At 69.1% G+C, this 18,735-nt stretch carries 21 protein-coding genes; 1 reads left to right on the forward strand and 20 read right to left on the reverse strand.

Annotation, left to right across the window (positions count from 1 at the left end; all coding sequences use genetic code 11):
- Positions 1-120: 120 nt before the first annotated feature.
- Complete coding sequence (locus tag ACZ3HL_RS13110; RefSeq protein WP_465530923.1) at positions 121-555, reverse strand: hypothetical protein; 435 nt, start codon at positions 553-555, stop codon at positions 121-123.
- Positions 556-854: 299 nt separating this feature from the next.
- Between ACZ3HL_RS13110 and ACZ3HL_RS13115 the strand changes: the two genes are divergently transcribed.
- Positions 855-1,463: a hypothetical protein gene (locus ACZ3HL_RS13115; protein ID WP_465530924.1), complete on the forward strand. Its 609-nt coding sequence runs from the start codon at positions 855-857 to the stop codon at positions 1,461-1,463.
- Between the two features lie 686 nt (positions 1,464-2,149).
- Here the strand turns inward: ACZ3HL_RS13115 and ACZ3HL_RS13120 are convergent.
- From ACZ3HL_RS13120 to ACZ3HL_RS13210, 19 genes are all read right to left on the reverse strand, one after another.
- Positions 2,150-2,674 (reverse strand): hypothetical protein, encoded by a 525-nt coding sequence (locus tag ACZ3HL_RS13120; RefSeq protein ID WP_465530926.1) that lies wholly within the window; start codon positions 2,672-2,674, stop codon positions 2,150-2,152.
- A gap of 224 nt (positions 2,675-2,898) precedes the next feature.
- Positions 2,899-3,141, reverse strand: a complete 243-nt coding sequence (locus ACZ3HL_RS13125) for a hypothetical protein (RefSeq protein ID WP_465530928.1) — start codon at positions 3,139-3,141, stop codon at positions 2,899-2,901.
- 40 nt (positions 3,142-3,181) lie between these two features.
- Entirely contained in the window at positions 3,182-3,604 is a 423-nt protein-coding gene (locus tag ACZ3HL_RS13130; protein ID WP_465530930.1) for a hypothetical protein, read from the reverse strand.
- Positions 3,601-3,972: a hypothetical protein gene (locus ACZ3HL_RS13135; RefSeq protein WP_465530932.1), complete on the reverse strand. Its 372-nt coding sequence runs from the start codon at positions 3,970-3,972 to the stop codon at positions 3,601-3,603. The genes ACZ3HL_RS13130 and ACZ3HL_RS13135 overlap by 4 nt, the downstream gene beginning before the upstream one ends.
- A gap of 1,085 nt (positions 3,973-5,057) precedes the next feature.
- The gene (locus ACZ3HL_RS13140; RefSeq protein WP_465530934.1) at positions 5,058-8,024 is read right to left on the reverse strand and encodes a BTAD domain-containing putative transcriptional regulator; all 2,967 of its coding nucleotides are present in this window, start codon (positions 8,022-8,024) and stop codon (positions 5,058-5,060) included.
- On the reverse strand, positions 8,021-8,446 hold the full coding sequence (locus tag ACZ3HL_RS13145; protein ID WP_465530936.1) for a hypothetical protein: 426 nt from the start codon (positions 8,444-8,446) through the stop codon (positions 8,021-8,023). The genes ACZ3HL_RS13140 and ACZ3HL_RS13145 overlap by 4 nt, the downstream gene beginning before the upstream one ends.
- Positions 8,443-8,895, reverse strand: coding sequence for a TadE/TadG family type IV pilus assembly protein (locus ACZ3HL_RS13150; protein ID WP_465530938.1), 453 nt, complete (start codon positions 8,893-8,895; stop codon positions 8,443-8,445). The genes ACZ3HL_RS13145 and ACZ3HL_RS13150 overlap by 4 nt, the downstream gene beginning before the upstream one ends.
- Positions 8,892-9,410: a TadE family protein gene (locus tag ACZ3HL_RS13155; RefSeq protein ID WP_465530940.1), complete on the reverse strand. Its 519-nt coding sequence runs from the start codon at positions 9,408-9,410 to the stop codon at positions 8,892-8,894. Before ACZ3HL_RS13155 ends, ACZ3HL_RS13150 begins: the two co-directional genes overlap by 4 nt.
- 74 nt (positions 9,411-9,484) lie before the next feature.
- Positions 9,485-9,910, reverse strand: coding sequence for a hypothetical protein (locus tag ACZ3HL_RS13160; RefSeq protein WP_465530941.1), 426 nt, complete (start codon positions 9,908-9,910; stop codon positions 9,485-9,487).
- Positions 9,911-9,959: 49 nt separating this feature from the next.
- Positions 9,960-10,214, reverse strand: coding sequence for a hypothetical protein (locus tag ACZ3HL_RS13165; protein ID WP_465530943.1), 255 nt, complete (start codon positions 10,212-10,214; stop codon positions 9,960-9,962).
- Positions 10,151-11,197 carry a hypothetical protein gene (locus ACZ3HL_RS13170; RefSeq protein ID WP_465530945.1) on the reverse strand — a complete coding sequence of 349 codons (1,047 nt, stop codon included), beginning with the start codon at positions 11,195-11,197 and terminating at the stop codon, positions 10,151-10,153. The genes ACZ3HL_RS13165 and ACZ3HL_RS13170 overlap by 64 nt, the downstream gene beginning before the upstream one ends.
- A gap of 91 nt (positions 11,198-11,288) precedes the next feature.
- Positions 11,289-12,194 (reverse strand): type II secretion system F family protein, encoded by a 906-nt coding sequence (locus ACZ3HL_RS13175; protein WP_465530947.1) that lies wholly within the window; start codon positions 12,192-12,194, stop codon positions 11,289-11,291.
- Positions 12,191-13,132, reverse strand: coding sequence for a type II secretion system F family protein (locus ACZ3HL_RS13180; protein ID WP_465530949.1), 942 nt, complete (start codon positions 13,130-13,132; stop codon positions 12,191-12,193). The genes ACZ3HL_RS13175 and ACZ3HL_RS13180 overlap by 4 nt, the downstream gene beginning before the upstream one ends.
- The gene (locus ACZ3HL_RS13185; RefSeq protein WP_465530951.1) at positions 13,129-14,655 is read right to left on the reverse strand and encodes a CpaF family protein; all 1,527 of its coding nucleotides are present in this window, start codon (positions 14,653-14,655) and stop codon (positions 13,129-13,131) included. The genes ACZ3HL_RS13180 and ACZ3HL_RS13185 overlap by 4 nt, the downstream gene beginning before the upstream one ends.
- Positions 14,652-15,479, reverse strand: a complete 828-nt coding sequence (locus tag ACZ3HL_RS13190; RefSeq protein ID WP_465531069.1) for a hypothetical protein — start codon at positions 15,477-15,479, stop codon at positions 14,652-14,654. Before ACZ3HL_RS13190 ends, ACZ3HL_RS13185 begins: the two co-directional genes overlap by 4 nt.
- 40 nt (positions 15,480-15,519) lie before the next feature.
- Positions 15,520-16,098 (reverse strand): SAF domain-containing protein, encoded by a 579-nt coding sequence (locus ACZ3HL_RS13195; protein WP_465530953.1) that lies wholly within the window; start codon positions 16,096-16,098, stop codon positions 15,520-15,522.
- A 210-nt stretch (positions 16,099-16,308) separates the two neighbouring features.
- Complete coding sequence (locus tag ACZ3HL_RS13200; protein ID WP_465530955.1) at positions 16,309-16,836, reverse strand: hypothetical protein; 528 nt, start codon at positions 16,834-16,836, stop codon at positions 16,309-16,311.
- Positions 16,837-17,276: 440 nt separating this feature from the next.
- Complete coding sequence (locus ACZ3HL_RS13205; protein WP_465530957.1) at positions 17,277-17,831, reverse strand: hypothetical protein; 555 nt, start codon at positions 17,829-17,831, stop codon at positions 17,277-17,279.
- A 67-nt stretch (positions 17,832-17,898) separates the two neighbouring features.
- On the reverse strand, positions 17,899-18,453 hold the full coding sequence (locus ACZ3HL_RS13210; protein ID WP_465530959.1) for a prepilin peptidase: 555 nt from the start codon (positions 18,451-18,453) through the stop codon (positions 17,899-17,901).
- Positions 18,454-18,735: the final 282 nt, after the last annotated feature.

Consider the following 18,735-nt stretch of genomic DNA (forward strand, 5'->3'; position numbering starts at 1 on the left):
CCCACACCGCGTTCGGCGACTACTCCCCCTTTGTTCATGCAAACTATGACCTTTAGGGCGGATAGGGGGGTGTTCCGTTGCTCCCGGCCCTCGGCGCGGGCCACCACGGCACGGGCGGGGTTACGGTCCCGTGTGGTGCATCGTGCCGATGAATCCACACAGGATCTTGTCGCTGTCGGTCACGACGTCGATCGCGAGGATGAACCGGCACCGGTCGGGGCGCAGGCGCTCGGCCCGGTTGTAGTGACTCGCCAGTTCGAACACGCTCCGGATCGTGTCCCGGATGACGTCGTGATCGACCGCGATGGACTCCGACGGCATCGTCAGCCCGGACACGATGACGCGCAGGACGCCGACCGGGCCGGATTCGTCGGCCCGGACCTCGAACACGGCCTCGCGGGCGATCATGCCGTCGCCCTGAACATCGACCACGTCCCGGCTCAGCAACGCGGCTACGTCGGCGAGCGACCGGTCGGCGGTGGTGTCGTAGTTGTCGCCGATCAGGTATTCGACATCCGGTACGTCGGTTGCGGGCGGGGTTTCTGTGTGCGCCATGGTTGCGGTTTCCTTTCATTGGTGGATGTGTGGCCGTTCGGCCGGTCACCCGGCGGCGGCCACCCCGCCGTTCGCGGGGTCCACATCAACGCTCGACTCGTGCCGGAATGTCAAGTCCCCCAACGGAAACACGGCACCAACAAAAAGACGTGCGTCTTGTTTGGACACATTGGTTGACTTCGCCGGGCGATCGAGGGTTGATGGACGTCGTAGCCCGCACTACCCGGTAGCGCACCGGAGGGCTACCGCCCCCGGGGGCATGACCATCCACCAACCCGACAACCACGGGAGTGACTGTCATGCCACGCACAACCAAGACCACCACGACGAAAACCACCGCGGCCCCGACGAAGGCGAAGGCCGCCACGAACGGCACCAACGGCCCCTCGTCCGCGGACAAGCTGCGTACCGCGCTGCGCCGCCACCCCGAATCCACCGCCCGCGAACTCGCTGAGTTTGCCGGCATCGGCGCCTCGACCGCGACCAAAATCCTCGCCGCCTGGGCCGACAGCGGCGACGCGGTGCGGCTGCCCGGTGAAGACACCGGCGGCGGCAAGCCCGCGGCCCGCTGGGCGCCGCCGGAACCGGCCGAGCCCGCCCCGGCGGCCCCCAAACGTGCCAAGGGCGCACCCCGGCGCACTAAGGCCACCACCGCCAACACCACGGCGACCACCGCGACCGTCACGCCGCCGAACGGTCGGCTGCCCAAGGGTGCGCTGCACGGCCTGGTCGAGGACTTCCTGTCCGAGCCGGACCGGCGCGGCAATGCCTACACCGCAGGCGAAATCGGCCGCAAGCTGGTCCGTTCCGCCGGAGCGGTACGCAACGCGCTCGACAAGCTCACCGACCAGGGCGCGGTCGTGCTGACCCAGGAAGAGCCGCGCCGCTACCAGCTCACCGACGACTGACCCACGCAACCGGGCCGGGGCGCCGTCGCAATGTCGACGGCGCCCCGGCCCGGTCCCACAATCACGACCACCACCGCAGAAGGACCGTTTCCCCTGTCGTTCACCCCGCCGTATCCACTGTGCCTGCTGCGCGCGGCCCCATCGGGGCGCCGCCCGCGGTGACGTCCTCACCGCGGCCGCCACGGTTCCCACACCCCACCGCGCCGCCGACATTCCGCCGCAGGTGTGCGGACCGGTCGCCGGAACCGGGTCGCGCATCACCGTGCACAACCGCGACACCGGCCGTCTGGTCGAAGACATCCGCGACACGTGGGTCACCCGCGCCACCGTCGAGTTGAGGTGGTACCCGACTCGGGTGACACCTCCTTGAAATGGGCTGTGGGCGCCCGTTACGACCACCGCAAGCTGCCCGCAGCCGCGTGGGGTGCGACCAGCCCCGGGACCGTCGCCATCACCCCAACCGAGGACGGCGACTGGCCCGCCAGCTTCACCTGGACCGCGCAATCGGCCGCACCGCTACCTCGACGGCCGACTCACACAGCATGCGCGGCTATATCTGGAGTCCACCATCCATTGTGGACTCCAGATATAGCCGCGTTGACCGGTACGAGGCCATGGCGCGTCAGCCTCCGAGCACGAGGCGCCGTGGCGAAGGAGTCGGCCAGCTCACCGATCAGCGACTTGTTCTATCGAACGTCTTCAAGACCAAGGATGCCGCACGGGCTCAGCTCTTCCGCATGCCCGTCCTTGCAGACGCGAACCCGGCCGTAGCCGGGCGGGGCCACCTGGGCAACCACGGTGGGGCGTGCGCACTGTCGGCACGTCGGGCCGTCGTACCGGAGGCGCGCATGGTCCTCGGAACCAGCGCGGAAGGTCAGTTCCGGATCGAGGGTGCGCGCCGGTTCCCACGGGTCGGCGCGGGTGCGGCGGGTCCATACCCGGCCGTCGTCGAAGGCGTACGCGAGGTTAGCCAGCTCGCCGTAGGCGGTCGAGTCGGACTCATCGGGCACGTAAGCGTGGTCGACCCACTCCTCCCACACCCGCAGGAACGCCGCGACCGCGGCACGGTAGGCGGCCTCGGTGGTGGCGTCGAGGGGCTGGTGCCCGGCCTCCGCGGCGGCCAGCCCGCCGGGCACCCCGGCGCCCCGCACGGTGCCGATCCACTCGGCGTTCGCGCCCCGGCCGACGTAGAAGGCGGCATAGTTCCTCATGACACATAGCTCCTTAAGTCCACTATGGACATACATGGAGTCACAGAGGCTCACCTGCTCGGCGCCGCGCGGTGCGGTGCGCTAGCGACAGCTTCTTCGCCGAGCAGGGCGCACAGCCTGGGTGACGGCATTGGCAGTGTCGGTCGCCGGTCACAGGTGCGCCGCCGGTTTCCGTGGTAGTCATCAGCGCCACCCTTTCGATGTGTCCACAATGGCCCCCTTGTCTAGTTGTCGCCGTCGACGTCGCAGCAGGGGCACGAATCCGTGAGGTAGTAGCCGTGCCCGCAATCGGTCCGGCTGGCAATGTCACGACCCGGCCCCCAGATGAAGTAGACGTCGTACTGCTGGACGTCGCGCCGGGTGATCGGGCGGGCGAGCACATCATCCGGGGGCACGGGTGCCCGTTCGACCTCGCGGGCCATGTGCTCGCGGAGCGCTTTCATACCGGCCTTGAACACCTCGTTCATAGTCACTACACCTCATTTCGTCCACTGTGGACCTACATGTTCAGATGCCGTGAGCTGAAATCTGTCCGGTTGGGCCCGCGGGCGGACTGGGGCGCGAACCCGGGTACTTACGGTCGGCAATTCGTGTCAGCGCCGCCGCGATTTCTCGATTTCCCCAGTGCCGCCCGGGGCGCGCGGGTGCCGTCGCCGACTGTTGTCCACTGTGGACATAGGTGGCCAGCTCGGGTTCGGCCGCACGCACGGTGGCGTCGAGCACCTCGGCGGGCGCGCCCCTGATCAGGGTTGTCCAGCGGATCAGGCGGGCGCGGTCGCCGGTGAGGGCCGTCACGGTGAGCGAGCCTTCGGGGTCGGTGATAGTCACCGACACCAGGCCACCGGGGCTGCGGAATGTCTCGCCGTTGTCATCAGGCTCGAATTCGTAGCCCTCGAGCACGCGGAAGTAGTCAAACATGATCTTCGTCACGATGCCTCCTCATTGTCCACTGTGGACTCATTGGTACCGGGCGCGGCCTTGGCGTCGGGGTGGTCGACCACCGGCAGCCAGGTGTCGCCCCGTTGTTTCACCCAGACCTGCTTGTCGTAGTAGCTGTAGACGTAGTCGGGCAGGGGTGCCCTCGTGGACGTCAGGGACTCCGGCCGGGTGACAAGGCCGCCACTTTGGCGTTCGCAGGCCGAGAGGATGGCCTCGACGCCGTCGCGGTATTGGTCTGCATGAGTCGCGCCGAGGAGGGTGCGACCGCGTTCCGATTGGGCTAGTTCCGCCGGGGACCCGCCAGGCGCGGCGCCCAGCCATTCGACCCGGCTTCCGTCGATGAATTCACTTCGTGTCATGACATCTCTCCTATAGTCCATTGCGGACTCATGTGCGGCCGGACGGAGCCTTGACATCGGGGCCGACGGCCAGGCGTGATCGGGTCGCCGGTTCGGCGACCGGTTGGTCACCAGTCCCCGAAGGTGCAGACCGGGCCGCATGCGCCGGTGTCGTGCCGCCCTCCGGGCGCAAAGTGCGCCTGGGTCTCCGCGATACGCTGACGTTCGCGGTCGTGACGTCGTCGCGTGCCCGCCCATTCGATCGGAGCGGCACCGGCGAGCAGCTGGTCGCACCGGGGGCATCCGGGGGTCTTGCGCCCGAACACCGGACCGCCGCAGGTGTGTTTCGCTACGGTTTCCATAACGACACTCTCTTTGCGCAGAATGAATTGACGTGCGGGATTTGCCGGAACGTTGGGTTTCGCGGTTTCCGTTCCCGCTGACATTTCCACGCTAGCTCGATGCGATAGGGTGCGCAATAGCCGGGCGCGTTTTTTCGGGAATTTTCCCTAGTCACGGCGCGCGCGTGGCGTGCGCGAATGCGCGCCCGCGCGCGCGTGGGAACTGGCCGATAGCGGGAGTTGCGGCGTCGTTCCGCCGTTTCTCGGCGGAATTGTTTTGTGTCGCATTGTGCGACACAAAACAGCGGCGGAAGCCGTGGAGAGGTGAGCAGCATGTGAGGTAAGAGGCCCGTACGGAGTGGTTATCGTGACCAGTCCGGCTCGTCGGCCGCGTTGCGCAAGCCGCTCTGAGCTGCGGTGTTAAGGAGTGCAAGGGGGTCAGTGAGGGGTCATCCTTAAGACGACGTGGCTTCGACGCCCAGGACGACGTCCCGGATGACCCCCCACTGACACCGTCCGTCCTTGGCGGCCGCACTGCCCCCGAATGGGTTTCTGCCGGTGCGGCCGGTCGCCGGGAAACCCGCTCTGGTTGCGGCGAGATGGATCGCGAGGACGCGAGCTCTTTCTGTGCGCCGACGCGGTGTGATGTGGCTGCGCTGACAGAACGTGTGCTTACTCATTGCTGGGCCTGGTTGCCGGTGTTGGGTATTTCGTGATGGTCTGGAGCGGAGTGGAGCACACCTTTATGTAGAGCGGAAGCGGGATTTACCGCTGCGGGACGGGTGCTTTATCGAGCAGTGCAGTGGTGTCGGGGTCGGGTTCGAGGTCGATGTCGCGCAGGTTGATTTGCAGGCGCCGGTAGGTGGTGTGGGCGGCGTCAAGGCGGCCGAGGTCGCGTTGCAGCCCGATGGTGCGCCGGTAGAGGGCTTCGGTGTAGGGATCCCAGGTGATGGCGAGAGCGAGTGCGTCGAGTGCCTCGTCGGGGTTGTCGTCGCGAACTTCCTCGGCGAGGGCGACGAGCGCGTCGATGGCCTGGCTGCGCCAGTGCTCGGCCACCGGTTCGGCCCACGAGTACGGTGCGCCGTCCAGCGGCGGCCCGGCCCGGCACAGGCGGGCGAGCTGGCGCAGCGCGTCCAGGCGGACATCGGAGTCGCTGGTGGTGCGGGCACGGGTGAGGGTGTCGTCCAGTTCCCACACGTCGGTGGTGAGGGTGTCGGGGTCGAGGCGGTAGCGGCCAGACTCGGCGAGCACGAACGCCCCGTCGTTGTCGCCGGTGGCTGTGCGCAGCGCCGAGCGGGCGAAGGAGATCGCCTCGTGCAAGCGTGCGGCGGGCTGGTCGGGCAGGACTGCCTCGCGGAGCCTGTCCGCGGTGGTGCCGTGCTGGTGGGCGGCGAGGTAGGCCAGGACTTCGCGGGCGCGGGTGCGCAATCCGCGAACGTGGTCGCCCTGGGCGTGCACGCGCACTCCGCCGAGCAGCTGCACCACAACAGCCGGTTCTTCCTCGCCCGGCGAGCTGATCGACTGCTGGTCGTGCCGGACGCGGATGCTCGGGCCGCGGTTGTCGTGGGCGGCGGTATCGGCCTTCGACTGCGCGTCCACGGCGGCGTTGTCCTGGGGTTGGCGAGGCGCGGGGGCGCGGGCGGCGGCCAGCAGGTGCCAGATCTCGTCGGCGTCGGCCGGGCTGAGGGTTTCGGCGCGTGTTCCGGTCACGGAGTCAGTGCCGGGGCCGTGCGCTGTGGTGATGGTGCCGTCGGTGTCGAGGGTCAGCTGTGTGAAGTCGCCGGCCTCGTGAAGGTGGTCTTCGTCCAGGAGCAGGAGGTGGATGCCGACCGCGCGGCCTTGGGCGCCGATTGCGGCCCATTCCCGCCGGTACGGCGGTGACAAGCGGGCTGTCACCAGCAGCAGCGGCACCGGCTCGGCGACCTCGCCGGGCCGCTCGTCGGTGGCGTCTTCGGGGTGCAGGTCGGCGTCGAGCTGGTCGTCGTCGCGGAGTCGGATGCGTCGGGCGAGCTCGGTGTGTAGCCGCGCCAGCGCGGCGGTTTCCTCGTCGGTCACGTCGACCCCCGGAGCGTGCCGCAGCGCGAGGTCGTCGCCTCCGGCGACCAGCGCGGCTGTGGTGGGGTCGGCCAGCAGCGCCTGGGCCGGGTAGCGCGCGTCGACTGCCAGCACGGTGGCCAGCACGGCGCGGGCGGCGGATGCGGCACCGGGACCGGCCAGCGCGACCCCGACCGTGGTCGAGAGGTCCAGCTTGTGGGCGCTGGTGTCGGCGTGGACCGTCAGCACCGGCGCGGGAAGCGGCCAGCCCCGTCGCCGCCCGGCCACGAGGGAGCCGGGCCCGCCACCGTCTCCGGAAGCCTGCTCGTCCTCGCCCCATGAGTCATCGTCCATCGCGGACTCGTCAGGGCGGGTCACGCGCTGGGCGGCATGTGCGAGGGTGCCGATCACGGAGCCGGGTGGGGCGGGATCGGGCGGCCCGAGCCGTTCCTCGGCTGGGGCGAGCTGGCCGGTCGGGTTGCGGCGAGCGCGGCGCCGTCGTCGCGCCAGGACGAGCAGGACGGCGACGCTGAGCGCGAGTCCGAGCCCGACCAGTCCGCCGCCGGGAAGCTGCACCGGCGCCTCCTTGTCCGTCCGTGTGCCGTTTTCGTGGCCCGGGTTCGGGGTGGTGCTGGGCGGCGCGGGCGGATTGTTTGGCGGAGCAGGTGCTGCTGCGCCTGGACCGGGTTGCGGCATGGCAGGCGGTCCTGGCGCTGGGTGCGGGGTAACCGGTGGTGACGCGGCGGTGGTGGCGGGGAGGTGGAGCTGCCAGCCGGGCAGGAGCTGGTCGGGGTGGCGCAGGACGCGCCCGTCGGGTTGCGGAAGCCCGCGGTTGGCTCCGAAGAGGGCGGGCCAGGCGTGGGCGTCGCCGAGTTCGCGTTCGGCGATGGCGGTGAGAGTGTCGCCGGGTTCGACCCGCACGGTCCGCGTGCTGCCTCCGGTGGGCGGCGTGTCCGCGGGCAGGTTCACCGCGTCCGGCGGCAGCAGCAGCACATCGTGCGGATACAGCTCGTGCGGGTTCGGGATACGGTCGGCGTTGAGGCTGGCGATCTCGTGGTAGCGCCGTCCGTCGGCAAGGTGATACTCGGCCAGCGCCCAGACCGTGTCTCCCGTGCCGACCGTGATGCGGGGGCACTCGGGCCGCACGGAGGGATGCGCCCAGGTCCGGCTCGGCACTCGCTGCGCCGGCGACTCGGTCTCCTTCTTCGGCGTCGGCTCGACGGTGGCGTGCATCTGCTGTGGAAGCCGGTGCGGGGCGGTAGCCACGATGGGGCTGCCGGTGGTGGGAAGCGCGGTGGCGGTGCCGGAGGAGATCAGCACGAGGATCGCGGCGACGAGACCGGCGATCCACCGGCCACGGGGTATCCGGGCCAGTACACCGCGGGCGGCGCGGACGCCGTGGCGGGTCTGGCGGATCACTTCGGCAGCGATGGAGACGGTGAGCAGTAGCCAGCCCGCCCACGCCACGGCGACCATGAGAACGACGACAAGGTCGCCGGTCAGCCACGCCCACCGGAGGGTGCTCCAGATGCGTTCGGGCCACTGGCTGATCGGAGCCGCCTCCGGCCAGCGATCGGGAATCAGGCGGGCAGGATCGGCACCAAGTGCAAGGAGTCCGCAAGGTATCCCGACGACGAAGGCGAGCAGGGCCAGCGCGGCAAGCAGACCGCGCAGCCGCTGCACTGCGGGCGAGGTCATGGCAGGCCGCCGTCGCGGGTACCGACCCCGAGCTGGGCCAGCGCGGTGCCGGTCGCCTGCGCGCTGCCGCCGAGTAGTCCGATGGTGGGCTCGGTCACCGTGACAGTCACGCGCACCGCGCGGGGGCCGGTGATGGTGACCTGGCCGGGGTGCCCGGCGCGGGCGAGGTAGTCGGCGGCGGTGCGGACAGCGCTCGCGGTGTCGACCCCGACGTTCGGGCTGCGGGTGTCCACGGCGGTGTTGGCCGCCCGCGCTGCTTCGGCAGCCAGCGCGTCGGCGCGGGAGATCGCCCGCAACCGCGCGGAACCGTCGACCACCAACGCGAGCACCAGCAGCAGCGCGGGCACCAGGACCGCGACCATCACGCTCACCGACCCGGCATCCCGCGACGTGGTTCGGGACGTCGTTGCTCGGGCGATCATGGGATGCCTCGGTACGGGTCCGCGGGGCTGGCGAAGTCGCCAGTAATCGTGCGGGTGCCACCAGGGACCGGGAGCGCAAGATCACCGAGCGGAACGCGGCACGTCACAGTGACCCGGATCTGCCCAACGCGACCGACCGCGATCTGGCTGGCATCGACCCACACGCTGAACTCGCGGCAGGTGATGCCCTCACGCCCGAGCCGTTCGCGGGCGACCTGAGTCCCGGACAGTTGCGCTGCGGTGGGACTGCGGGCGATCGAGGCGGCCCTCGCTGCGGCGGTGGCAGCATTGTCGACCGCCTGCTGTGCCGAGCTGACGCGGGCACCGGCGACAATGAGCAGCCCGACGAAGATCACGGCAGGCACGAGCACGGCGGCTTCGACGCTGACGGAACCGGCGTCACTCCGGCGTGGTGCCCCGACGCGATGCGCGTGCGCTGTGCCGGTCACGAGCCACCTCCGGCTGTCTCAACACTGACGAGTTCCTCGCGGACAACGAAGCCCTGGTCGCGGCGTGGCGCAAGGAGCCGTGGGTTCGAGAGATCCCGAAGGAAAGTTGCCGGTTGGCCGGGATTTGTGAACTCGTAAGCAGCTGTTGTCCATCGTTCCTTGACTCCCTGCGCGGCCACCTCGACACGGATGTCCAGGCCAGGGATAGGCAACAGGCGGACGGCGGTGCCGGACACCGCGACATGGACAGTGTCCGCGGTGACGGTGGCACGGATTTCGGGACTGGTGAGTACGCCGCGGCCCGCGCGGTCGGCGAACGACCGTGCCGCGGCGGCCGCTGTGATGTGGGTGGCGCCGACCGGGCGTCCGGCGTCCACGCCGGTCTGGGCAGCTTGGGCGGCCACTGAGTGCGCGTGCCACCAGAGCCCGCCTTGCACGGCTGCGATGATCAGTAGCAGTACCAAGGGGAACAATACGGCCAGGCTGACTGACTCTGCTCCGCCGTCGTCGCGCATCCATCTCCGGCAGAACGCTCGACAACGTGTCCACGTAGGTCGTTGTTCCGCCCGACCGGGACGTGCGGGCGTCATCACGGCACCACCGCGGGCGTGTTCACGATGCCGCTGCGTGCGAGGGGAATGTCCTGCGACGGGGAGGGTGTCGGTTTCGCAGGCCCGTGGGGAGCTGCCGTCTTCTGGCCTTGGGTGTTCTTCATGTGTGTCGAGCCACCGGCTGGTTTCTTCCGCCTGGTGCGGCTGGGTTTCCCATTGTTGAGCCATAGGGTGAGTTCGGCGGCTGGTACGTCGGTGAACGCGGCGAGCTCGTCGATCTCGATGACGTCGCCGGATGCTGCAAGCACATCACCAAGTTCTCGTTCGACGTCACCGAGTTGCTCGGCGATCTCGGCGTGACGCGCCGCGAGCTCGCCGACTGATCGTGCCGCGGCAGACCTCTTCGCGCTCCGGGCGGCATCGACCTGGCCGACACGTTGTTCGATCTCCTCAGCTGTAGCCATCGTGTGCTGCCTCCTTTGCTGTTAAGGACTTCCGGGCGGCCGTGCAGGTCTACTTGATCTGGTTCTGATAGGACTGGACAGCGGCGCGAATCGCGAAGCCGAGCCCGATCGCCACGGCAAGGCCGATAGCGACGAGCACGGCCTTCTCCACGGACTCCGATCCGCGGTCACCCGACGCACGTGCTCGTTCCCAGCGCGTCTCGGCAGTGGTGACCAGGGCAAGTACCCACCTGGTCAGGATCAGGCCGATCCAGGCACAGTGTCGTCGGGCGGCAATGATGTAGCGGTCCAGGTTGCTGAGCATAGGTATCGAACTCCTTCACCTTGAGTCGAAAGTATTTGCTTGTATGAATCTTCGGTCTCTCCAGCTGGCAATTGATCATGATCGTCCCTGGTGGGGTGAAGGGTGAGGTGAGGCCATGCGGATGGCGACTGCTCCCACGGGAACGTCCCGGCCTGTGTGACGTCGCGGGCGGCCGTGACGTGGGCGAACACGTTCTGCGGCAACGCTTCCGAGTCCCGGGACAGGCCGTGGACGTGGTCCCGCCCGGGAAGCGAGGCCAGCGTGCGACTTGTCCGGACAGTGAGGTCTTGTCGTCGCAGCTTCTCCTCCCACGCGCGAAAGAGCACCAGACAACCGCGCATGTGCCGGGCCACCTCGTGCAGGCTGGTATCGACGTCGTCGACAGCCCGTCGCGTCGCGGCGGCCAGGTCGTCGCCGGCATCCAGCTCTGAGGTGAGCTCGTCGAGGAGAGCACGTGCGTCACGGCTGCGGTCCAGGCAGCACAAGGCTCGCCACACCACGCTGTGGATCTCACCCGGCAGAGCGGGATCGAGCCAGGCGCGCGCCGGACTGTGGTGCAGCTCCTGTACCCCTGTAAGTAACTCGGCTACCAGTTCACGGGAATCTGCACCAAGGTCATCGAAATCACGGCGCCGAAAGAACTCCCCTCGGCGAAGCCGCGGCCGCGGTGCTCCTTCGCGCTCGAACGGGTTCTCACCGGCTGGACGGCCAAGGACGCGCAATACACCCAGTACCAGGATTAGGGTGACCAGGCCGATGCCGAGTTTCTCGCCGAATCCGTGACCTGCGCCGGAAATCTGCACAGCTAGGCCAGCGGAGAAGAGTCCTTTGAGGATGGTCGAGGGGCGGACGAGACCGAGGGCTTGCCTGTGCCGCCGCTGACGCTTGGTAATCTCAGGATTGAGCAGCACGGTGTCGTAGCCGTCAGGGAACACGCAGTCGTGCACCGGCGATACCGTTGCAGGCCAATCATGGTTGCGCATCGGGCTTCTCCTTACACGGGGCCGGTTTCGCGGCCTGGGGCAGGGCCGTAATCGGGTGCTGGTCGGATCGGTTGAGCGCACGTCGCATCGGCTAGCCACCGCCCGTGGCAAGGCGAATCATCGCCGGGTACATCACCAGCAGGAGGAACGCAACCAGCAGTAGTGCCACTGGGAGCGCGAGCCGTTGGGAGCGAGCGTTGGCGTCGGCTTTGTCGGCGGCCAGCGCGGCGGCGCGCAGCGAGCTCGACTTGGCGATCAGGGTGGTGTAGATGGCAGCGCCGTCGGCCGCGGTGGCAAGGATGTCGGCCAGGTCGCCGAGTTCGACTACTCCCATGCGTTTTCCCAATCGGGACAAGGCTTCCCACGGAGTGTGTCCGGCACGGGTCGCGCGGCCGAGTGTGCGGCTGATCCGGGCGAACACCCACGAGTCCCCGACCGCGGCGGCCTCGCCCAGCGCCTGGCTCGGGGCTCGGCCGGTGGCGCGTTCCTGCGCGACGAGGTCGAGATACGGTGCGGTGGCACGACGGAATTCCTCCCGCGCCTGAGCAGCGTCCTCCCGCACCGCAAGGACCGGCACGACCGACCCGGCCGCCGCGCCGACGATCACGGCCAGCGCCACCACTGTGACGGAGAAGGTGATTCCGCCGAACCATCCCAGCCCGGCCACCGCGAGCACGACGCCAGCAGCGCCACCGGCCCAGACCAGACGGCGGGCAAGGTAGCGGTCGGCGGTCTGATCGAGCATGTCGAGATCGGCTGCGGGGATGCCCCACCAGCGGTTCGACGACCGCTCGGAGAACCCGGCCAGGCGTTCGACCCGGGTTGACCAGCGGCGGCGTGGCGGCGCCCCGTCTGCACGGCGGGCGAGACGGTCGTCCAGCTCGGCGACCGCGGCGGCCACGTTGACCGGCGCCGGGCGAACCAACGCCAGCAGCACGCAGACCAGAGCCAGCCCGCCCAGCACACCAAGGACGACAGCGGCGATCCCGGGGTTCATCGCGGCACCTCCACCTCGAGGCGGGCGGCAGCGATCAGGGTGCGCCCTTTCTTCGGTGTCCCAGGCTGAATCCTCGAGGACGCGCCGAGCAGGCGGGCAGGGCGACTGGTTCGGGTCAGCAGATGCATCCACCATCCGGCCGCGCCCAGCAGACCCCCGATCCCGGCCATCACGAGCTGACCGAGCAGGCTGTTGAACGGAACGAGGAACTCACCCGCGAAGACCACCAGTCCTGCCAGCAAGAGCGCGGTGATACCGAGGATGGCGCGCACGTCGGTGCGCGGTTTCGCGCGGTCAGCCTCAACATCGCGGCGGGCGACGACCTCACGTTCCAGGGCCATGGCCTTGCTGTCGAGAATGTCGACCAGCCCGCGTCCACCCGCGCGGGCGCGCAGGATCAACGCCAGCACAACTTCGTCGGCGGCTTCGTCACCCACATCCTCGGCGAAGGCGCGGAGCGCGGCCTCCAGACCGCGTGTCCGCAGACGGACCGCCAGGGTTTCAACCTCACTGGCCAACGCATCAGGCGCAGTCCGGGCTGAGCTGGCGATCGCCTGCTCCAGCCCACCCGCTCCGGACGCCAGCACATCGGCGAGACGCCGTACCCAACTCGCCAACGCGTCCAACCGCGCGATCACCCGCCGCGCGTCGTGTCCGCGGGCCAGGATCGGCACCGTAACTACCGCGGCAGCAGCCAAGCCCGCGGCCACCGGCCAGTCAGTCACCCACCACACCACCCCGCCCGCGGCGACCGCCACGGCAACTCGCCGCAGCGGAATCCGCGCTATGAGGTGGCGCCAGCCTTCTTCCCGCCGCAGTGTGGCTCCTCGAGCGGACCCGCCCACCGCTGGCGCCGTGAGCGGCAGGAATGCCGCGACCGCGCAAGCGATCGCCAGCACCGCAGCCACGCCGAGCACACCCGCCCACACGCCCGTCATCGCCTGCCTCCGTCCGGGAAGCCGGTGGATGGCCATGTGGCTACACCGGCGGTGTCGAGCTGGGTGTGGTCGAAGCCGTGGCGCTCCAGGCGCTCCAACAGGTCACGGCTCGGCGCGTACGCCGGGACGGCGCGGCCGTCTTCCGGGCGTGGGGCGAAGATCCTCGTGGTGTCCGGGCGGCCGGAATCGCCGACCGGGCCGACCTCGATGATCTCGGTGACGAACCGTTCCCGGCGGCGCCCGCCAGGTGTGTCGTGGTCGGCGCGGGCGACGTGCACGACGAGGTCGATCGCCGAGGCGGTCCACTGATGAGCGGCATCGATCGCCAGCGGCGGATCAGCGAGCTGTCCGAGCGCGCCGATCCGGTCGAACACCGCCGAGGCGCTCGTGGCGTGCAGGGTGCACATGCCTCCCATGGCGCCGTTCCCGAGAGCGCGCAGCATCGCGGTGACTTCCCCTGCCCGGACTTCCCCGACGATCACCCTGCTCGGCGAGTGCCGCAGCGTCTGCTTGAGGAGGTCGTCCAAGGAGATCTCGCCAACCCCCTCCGAGTTCGCCGGCCGCGCCTCCAACGGGGTGACCAAGGTCCGGGGACCGACGTGCAGACCGAGCTCGTATTCCTCCTCGACGGTGACCACATGCTCGAAGTCCGGGATTTCGGTGCACAAGGCGCGTAGCAGGGTGGTCTTCCCCGCGGCCGGACCACCGGAGACGATCAGGTTGCAGCCCGCACGCACCGCCGAGCGCAAGAACGAGGCGAGCAGCTGGTCGAGCGTGCCATTCGCCACGAGATCGTCCAGGCCGACGTCAACCAGGCGGTGGCGACGGATCGCCACTCGCGGCCGGTCGGAGACCTCCATCACCGCGGCCACCCGAGCACCCAGCGGGCCACCGGCAGGAATCCGCAAGTTCCCCAACGGGCGACCGGCATTGAACTCGCGCGAGGTCTGGCCCTGGCGGGCGAACATCGCCGCGAGCATCTCCACTAACTCGGCGTCAGTGTCGGCTACCGGGTGCGGCCACTGCTCGACCGAGCCGTCCGCCAGCTCCAGGAACACACGGTCGCAGCCGTGCACGTGGATGTTCTCCACATCCTCGCGCTCCAACAGTTCCTCCAGTGCGCCCAGCCCGGACAGTGCGGCCACCACAGCTCGCGTCAACCGGAATTCCTCCTCGGCCGGTAACGGCGCCCGTCCGGCGGTGGCGCGGCGCTGTACCCAGGCCGCGACCTCCTCGGCGACATAGGCACGCATCCGGGCCTGTTGCTCCTCGGCCGACAGCGGCGCGTCCAGATGTGTCTCTCCGGCGGAAACACGCTCCAGCCGGGCTGCGACCGATTCCCGGATCGCCTGGACCACCTGCGGATCGAGGCTTCCTCCCCGCGGGCCGCCCTGTGGCGGGCCTGATGCCCGCGGTGCCGCTGTGACGGCCGCGATCGCGGTGCTGTGCGGTGGCACGCTGGCCGGACGCGGGTAGTCAGTGGGTCCGCTGATAGCGCGGTATCCGTTGTGCGGGAACGTCATCGTGTACCTCCGGTGAGCAGGCGTGCCAACGCCGGTGGAGCCGGAGCGCGCAGCTCGGCGGGCGTGTAGTGGTGGTAGGTGCCGTGCAATCGGCGTGCAGCGCGGCGCGCAGTGCGCAGCAACGGCGACCGACGCGGCGAGGCGCCTCCGTCCACGCCGTCCGAGAGCACCGCCGCCGTTCGCGCGTCCGTGGGGATTTCGACGGCGACCTCCCGGCCCAGTGCCGCGCGGACTTCACGAGTGCCTGCAGGCGTCGAGGCACACACGGCCAACCCCAGCCGCTCCGGCACAATCCGCTCGGCGAGTTCGGCCAGCACCGGGCGCGCGGCCAGCACATGCCGCTGGGTCGGGCGCACCGCGACCAGCACCACATCCGCTGCCAGCAGCAACGGCCACGGAGTAGCTGCGTTGTAACGACCGACGTCGACCAGCGTGTCGGCCGGATAGCCGGTCGCGGTCTTGAACGCGGCCAACGCTGAGGTCAGACGCGTCCAGCCCGTAGTGCCGACGGCGGTGTGCTGGCCCGGCGCAGTCAGCCCGGCCAGCAATCCGACGTGCCGAGCCGGAGGCACCGACTGCACGTATTCGATCAGCGTGGCCGGGTCGCCTGCTGTCGCGTGCCGGGTCGCGGTGGCGTGCGACAACACCCCGACGTCGGTGCGGATCGTGCCGTCCACGGTCCATTGGCCCAGCCATCCCGGGGCCAAGTCGCCCCCGGCCGGATCGCAGTCAGCCAGCAGCACCGGGACCGGCCAGGCCACGGCCAGCGCTGCCAGCGTCGTGGTCGCGCCGGGCGCGCCCTTGCCAGAGACGATCGTGATCATTGCCAACACCCTCACCGCCTTTCCGGACAGCAGTTGCTCTTTATGCGCCTGGACCGAGCTGGACCATGACGACCTGGCCCGCTGCGGCGCTGGTGGCCGCTTGTGCGGCGTCCGCGCCGACGACGACATCGACCGTGACCGCGCCGGTCGAGTCCGGCAGGCCAACGCCCAGAACCCGCGCCCGAAACGGTCCGGCCGTGCTCGCCGGGACCTGTCCAGCGTCGGTTCCCGTGCCGCTCGCTACTGGGCTGACCTGCACCAGATCCCCGGCCGACAAGCCGCGTGCGGGCAGGTGCCCCGGCTTCACCGGCAGTCCGACCAGTCGCTCGCCCGGTCCGGGAACCGGCTGCGCGGACAGCTGTCCGGGCGCCAACACGGTTCCTGCGGGCAGCATCGAGCGCGCAACGTGGCCGACAACCCCTGCCCGGTCGCTAGCGGGGATGGCGGCCAGCGGCTGGTCAGGAACCGCTTTGGCGACCCCGAGATCGCCCTCGCCGATCGGCTGGCCCCAGCCCATGTCCCGGGTCAGCACCAGGACATCGACCCGTTCGTCCTGGCCCGCGATCAGGGCATAGTTGCCGAAGGCGACCACCGCGGCCAGCGCCACTGCGACGCCCAATAGCCACCACCTTCGTCGACGTGGCACGCGCGGACCATCACCGTCCTCGGGTTGCTCGGTGACGGCCGAGTTGCCGCTACGTGGTTGTGGCGGCCGGGAAAAAGACACAGCAGTACCCACAGGGGTAACTCCTCCCCATTCCAGAAATGCGGTTTTCTTATGTCCGCAGAATGCGAAAACTGCTGCGTCGCAGAATGCGGTATGTCAGTTCTAGTTCGCGCGCAGGGCCTGCACCTCGGCGACCGCGAACGTGGCCCTGGCCCGCGAGAGCATTTGCGGGAAATCGCCACCAACGTCGGCGGCTCCATCCGACCCGACCCAGCTCACCGACCACTGGATCGCCCACTCCGCGCTCGTCTGATCGTTCGGCTGCCCGACCGAACTGCGGGTGTAGACGAACCCACAATCCGGGCTGGCGGCATGCACTCCGTACGCACGGTCATACGGCGTGCCCGGCCCCGAACACGTCACCGAGCCGCCCGTGCCCGAGTTGAACACCATGCCGACAGGGGTCGCGGTCACCTCGGCCCACACCGGACCGACCTGCACCCGCTGCACCGCCGGACGCCACACACCGCGATCGGTCCATATCCAGGTGTTCTCGCCGACGATCGTCGCGTCCCGCCCATCGGGCAACCGGACATCCGGTGAATGCCGGGGCACGGGCAGTGGTAGGCGCAACTGCCCGAATGCCTGCGCCGCAAGCTCCGCCGGAGTCGGCAACTGCGGAGCGGGCACACCTGGTGGCTGCGGCGCGTTGTCCGCTGGCAGTGGCGGAAGGCACCGCAGCCCGAAGGCGCTGCCACCGGGACGACCAGCACCCGGGGCGCCACCAGCGCCGAACCCACCGAGGAAACAGCCGGGTGGAATCCCGCTCGGCGAATCCGTAGCGGCACTCGAACCGGCCGCGGCCCGACGGTCTTGACCAGTGCCGGCCGACTTCTTTCCCGGGCCGCCAGGCCGGACAGGCGCCTGGCCTCGCTGCTGCAGCGCCCGCATATCGATGTGCGGTGGGGCGATCAAGCCCGATAAGTCGCCTGGAACGACGATGACCTGACCGTCATCATTGCTTGGCGGCAAAGGGTCAGCCTGTGCCGGTGACGGTAAGCCCGCCACTGATACCCCGGCCAGGCAGAGACCACCTGTCAAAACGGCGTGTGCGATTCGTCTGCGGGCCATCAGCATGTCCCGCCGGAAAACGTGACCTGAGCGACCTTCCACTGGCCATCGGCGCCGTCGCGCTTGAGGTCCGCATTGACCGGGTTCCGCGGTACACCGACAGTCTTTCGGTCGCCGGTCTTGGCATCCGCTTGGCCTGCTCGCGAACCGTCCTGACAGTCGACTACCTTCGCGGAGGCACCGGCAATCTGAATCGACACAATGCGAGCGGTGACGTCGCCGTAGACCTTGATACCGGCCTGTTTCTGAGACTGCATCGCGTTCAGGGTGGTGGTGAGCTGGGGATCGACTGCTACCACGGCCAATTCATCATGCCAGGTACCTTCCGGCTTGTCGCTGGCGTGAAAGGAGCGGAGCCAAAACTGAGTGTAGGCGGCTTCGACCGCTGCCCGTTCGTCCTTGCCCGCCGAACTCGACGCCGGTGCCGGAGCCGACAAGTTCGGCGAGGACGCCGGAGCCGGATCGTTGCCTCCGCTGCACCCCGCCAGCAGCGCAGCCACCCCGCTCATCGAGACGACGAGCAGCGGCCAACGACGAGTACCGAAAGTCCTCACGAGGTCCTCCCCAGTGCTTCCAGTACCGATGGTGAGCGAAACGGCGCCAACACGGCCATCCACCTGTCTATGCCAAGAGGATGCTCACCAGCGCTCCGGCGAGCAGCGACGGTCCGGCAGGGAATCGCGAATTCATGCTCTTGGACGACACCGCTACCACGAGCGCGACTGCGGCGGTGAGCACGCTGGCGATCAGCAGCCCGCGCAGCAAGCCGTCCCACCCGAACCAACCCAGGTACAAGGCGAGTGCGCCTAGAAGCGCAGTATCGCCTCCGCCTGTATGTTCCGGTGCCCACACCTGAACCAGCGACGCAAGGCCGAACACGGCCACGGCCGCGGCGCAGGCGAAGCCGAACCGGGACCAGGTTCCGTCGAGCAGCGTCGCGCTGAGCAAAAGTACAGCACCGCCACTCGCCAGGGCCGCCACCAGTGGAAACGGGAGTCGCCGGCAACTCAAATCCGTGAGGATGAGACCGCATCCCAGCGCGCCCGCCCAGCACCACGCCAGCCAGACCGGAGTCGTGCCCAGGTGGAGCCATCCGGCCCAGCACAGCGCCGCCGTAGTCGCCGACACCGCCGCGGCAACTGCGAAGCGCGTCCGTGCCCTGGCTACCAACACCATGCCGGTCGTTCGCTCCGCTGCCGCAAGTAGCGCTGGTCCCGCGACGAGACTTCCCATTCCAACCGCGAGCATCAAGATCAAAACCACGAACGCCTCTCGAGTGAACATGAAGACGAAGGCGGTGACCGATTGGTGCGAGAACCGTGTCTTCGGTGTGGTCGGCCAGATCGTCCGGTAACCGCTCAGAGCGGTCTTTTCGCCCTCGCTGGCCTCCGCGGGTCTGGACCGTCCGAGTTTCAGGCTGCTCGGCGGCCGCTGAATGTGGCACAGCCGCCTCGCCGA

Source organism: Amycolatopsis sp. NPDC000009 (assembly GCF_055563465.1).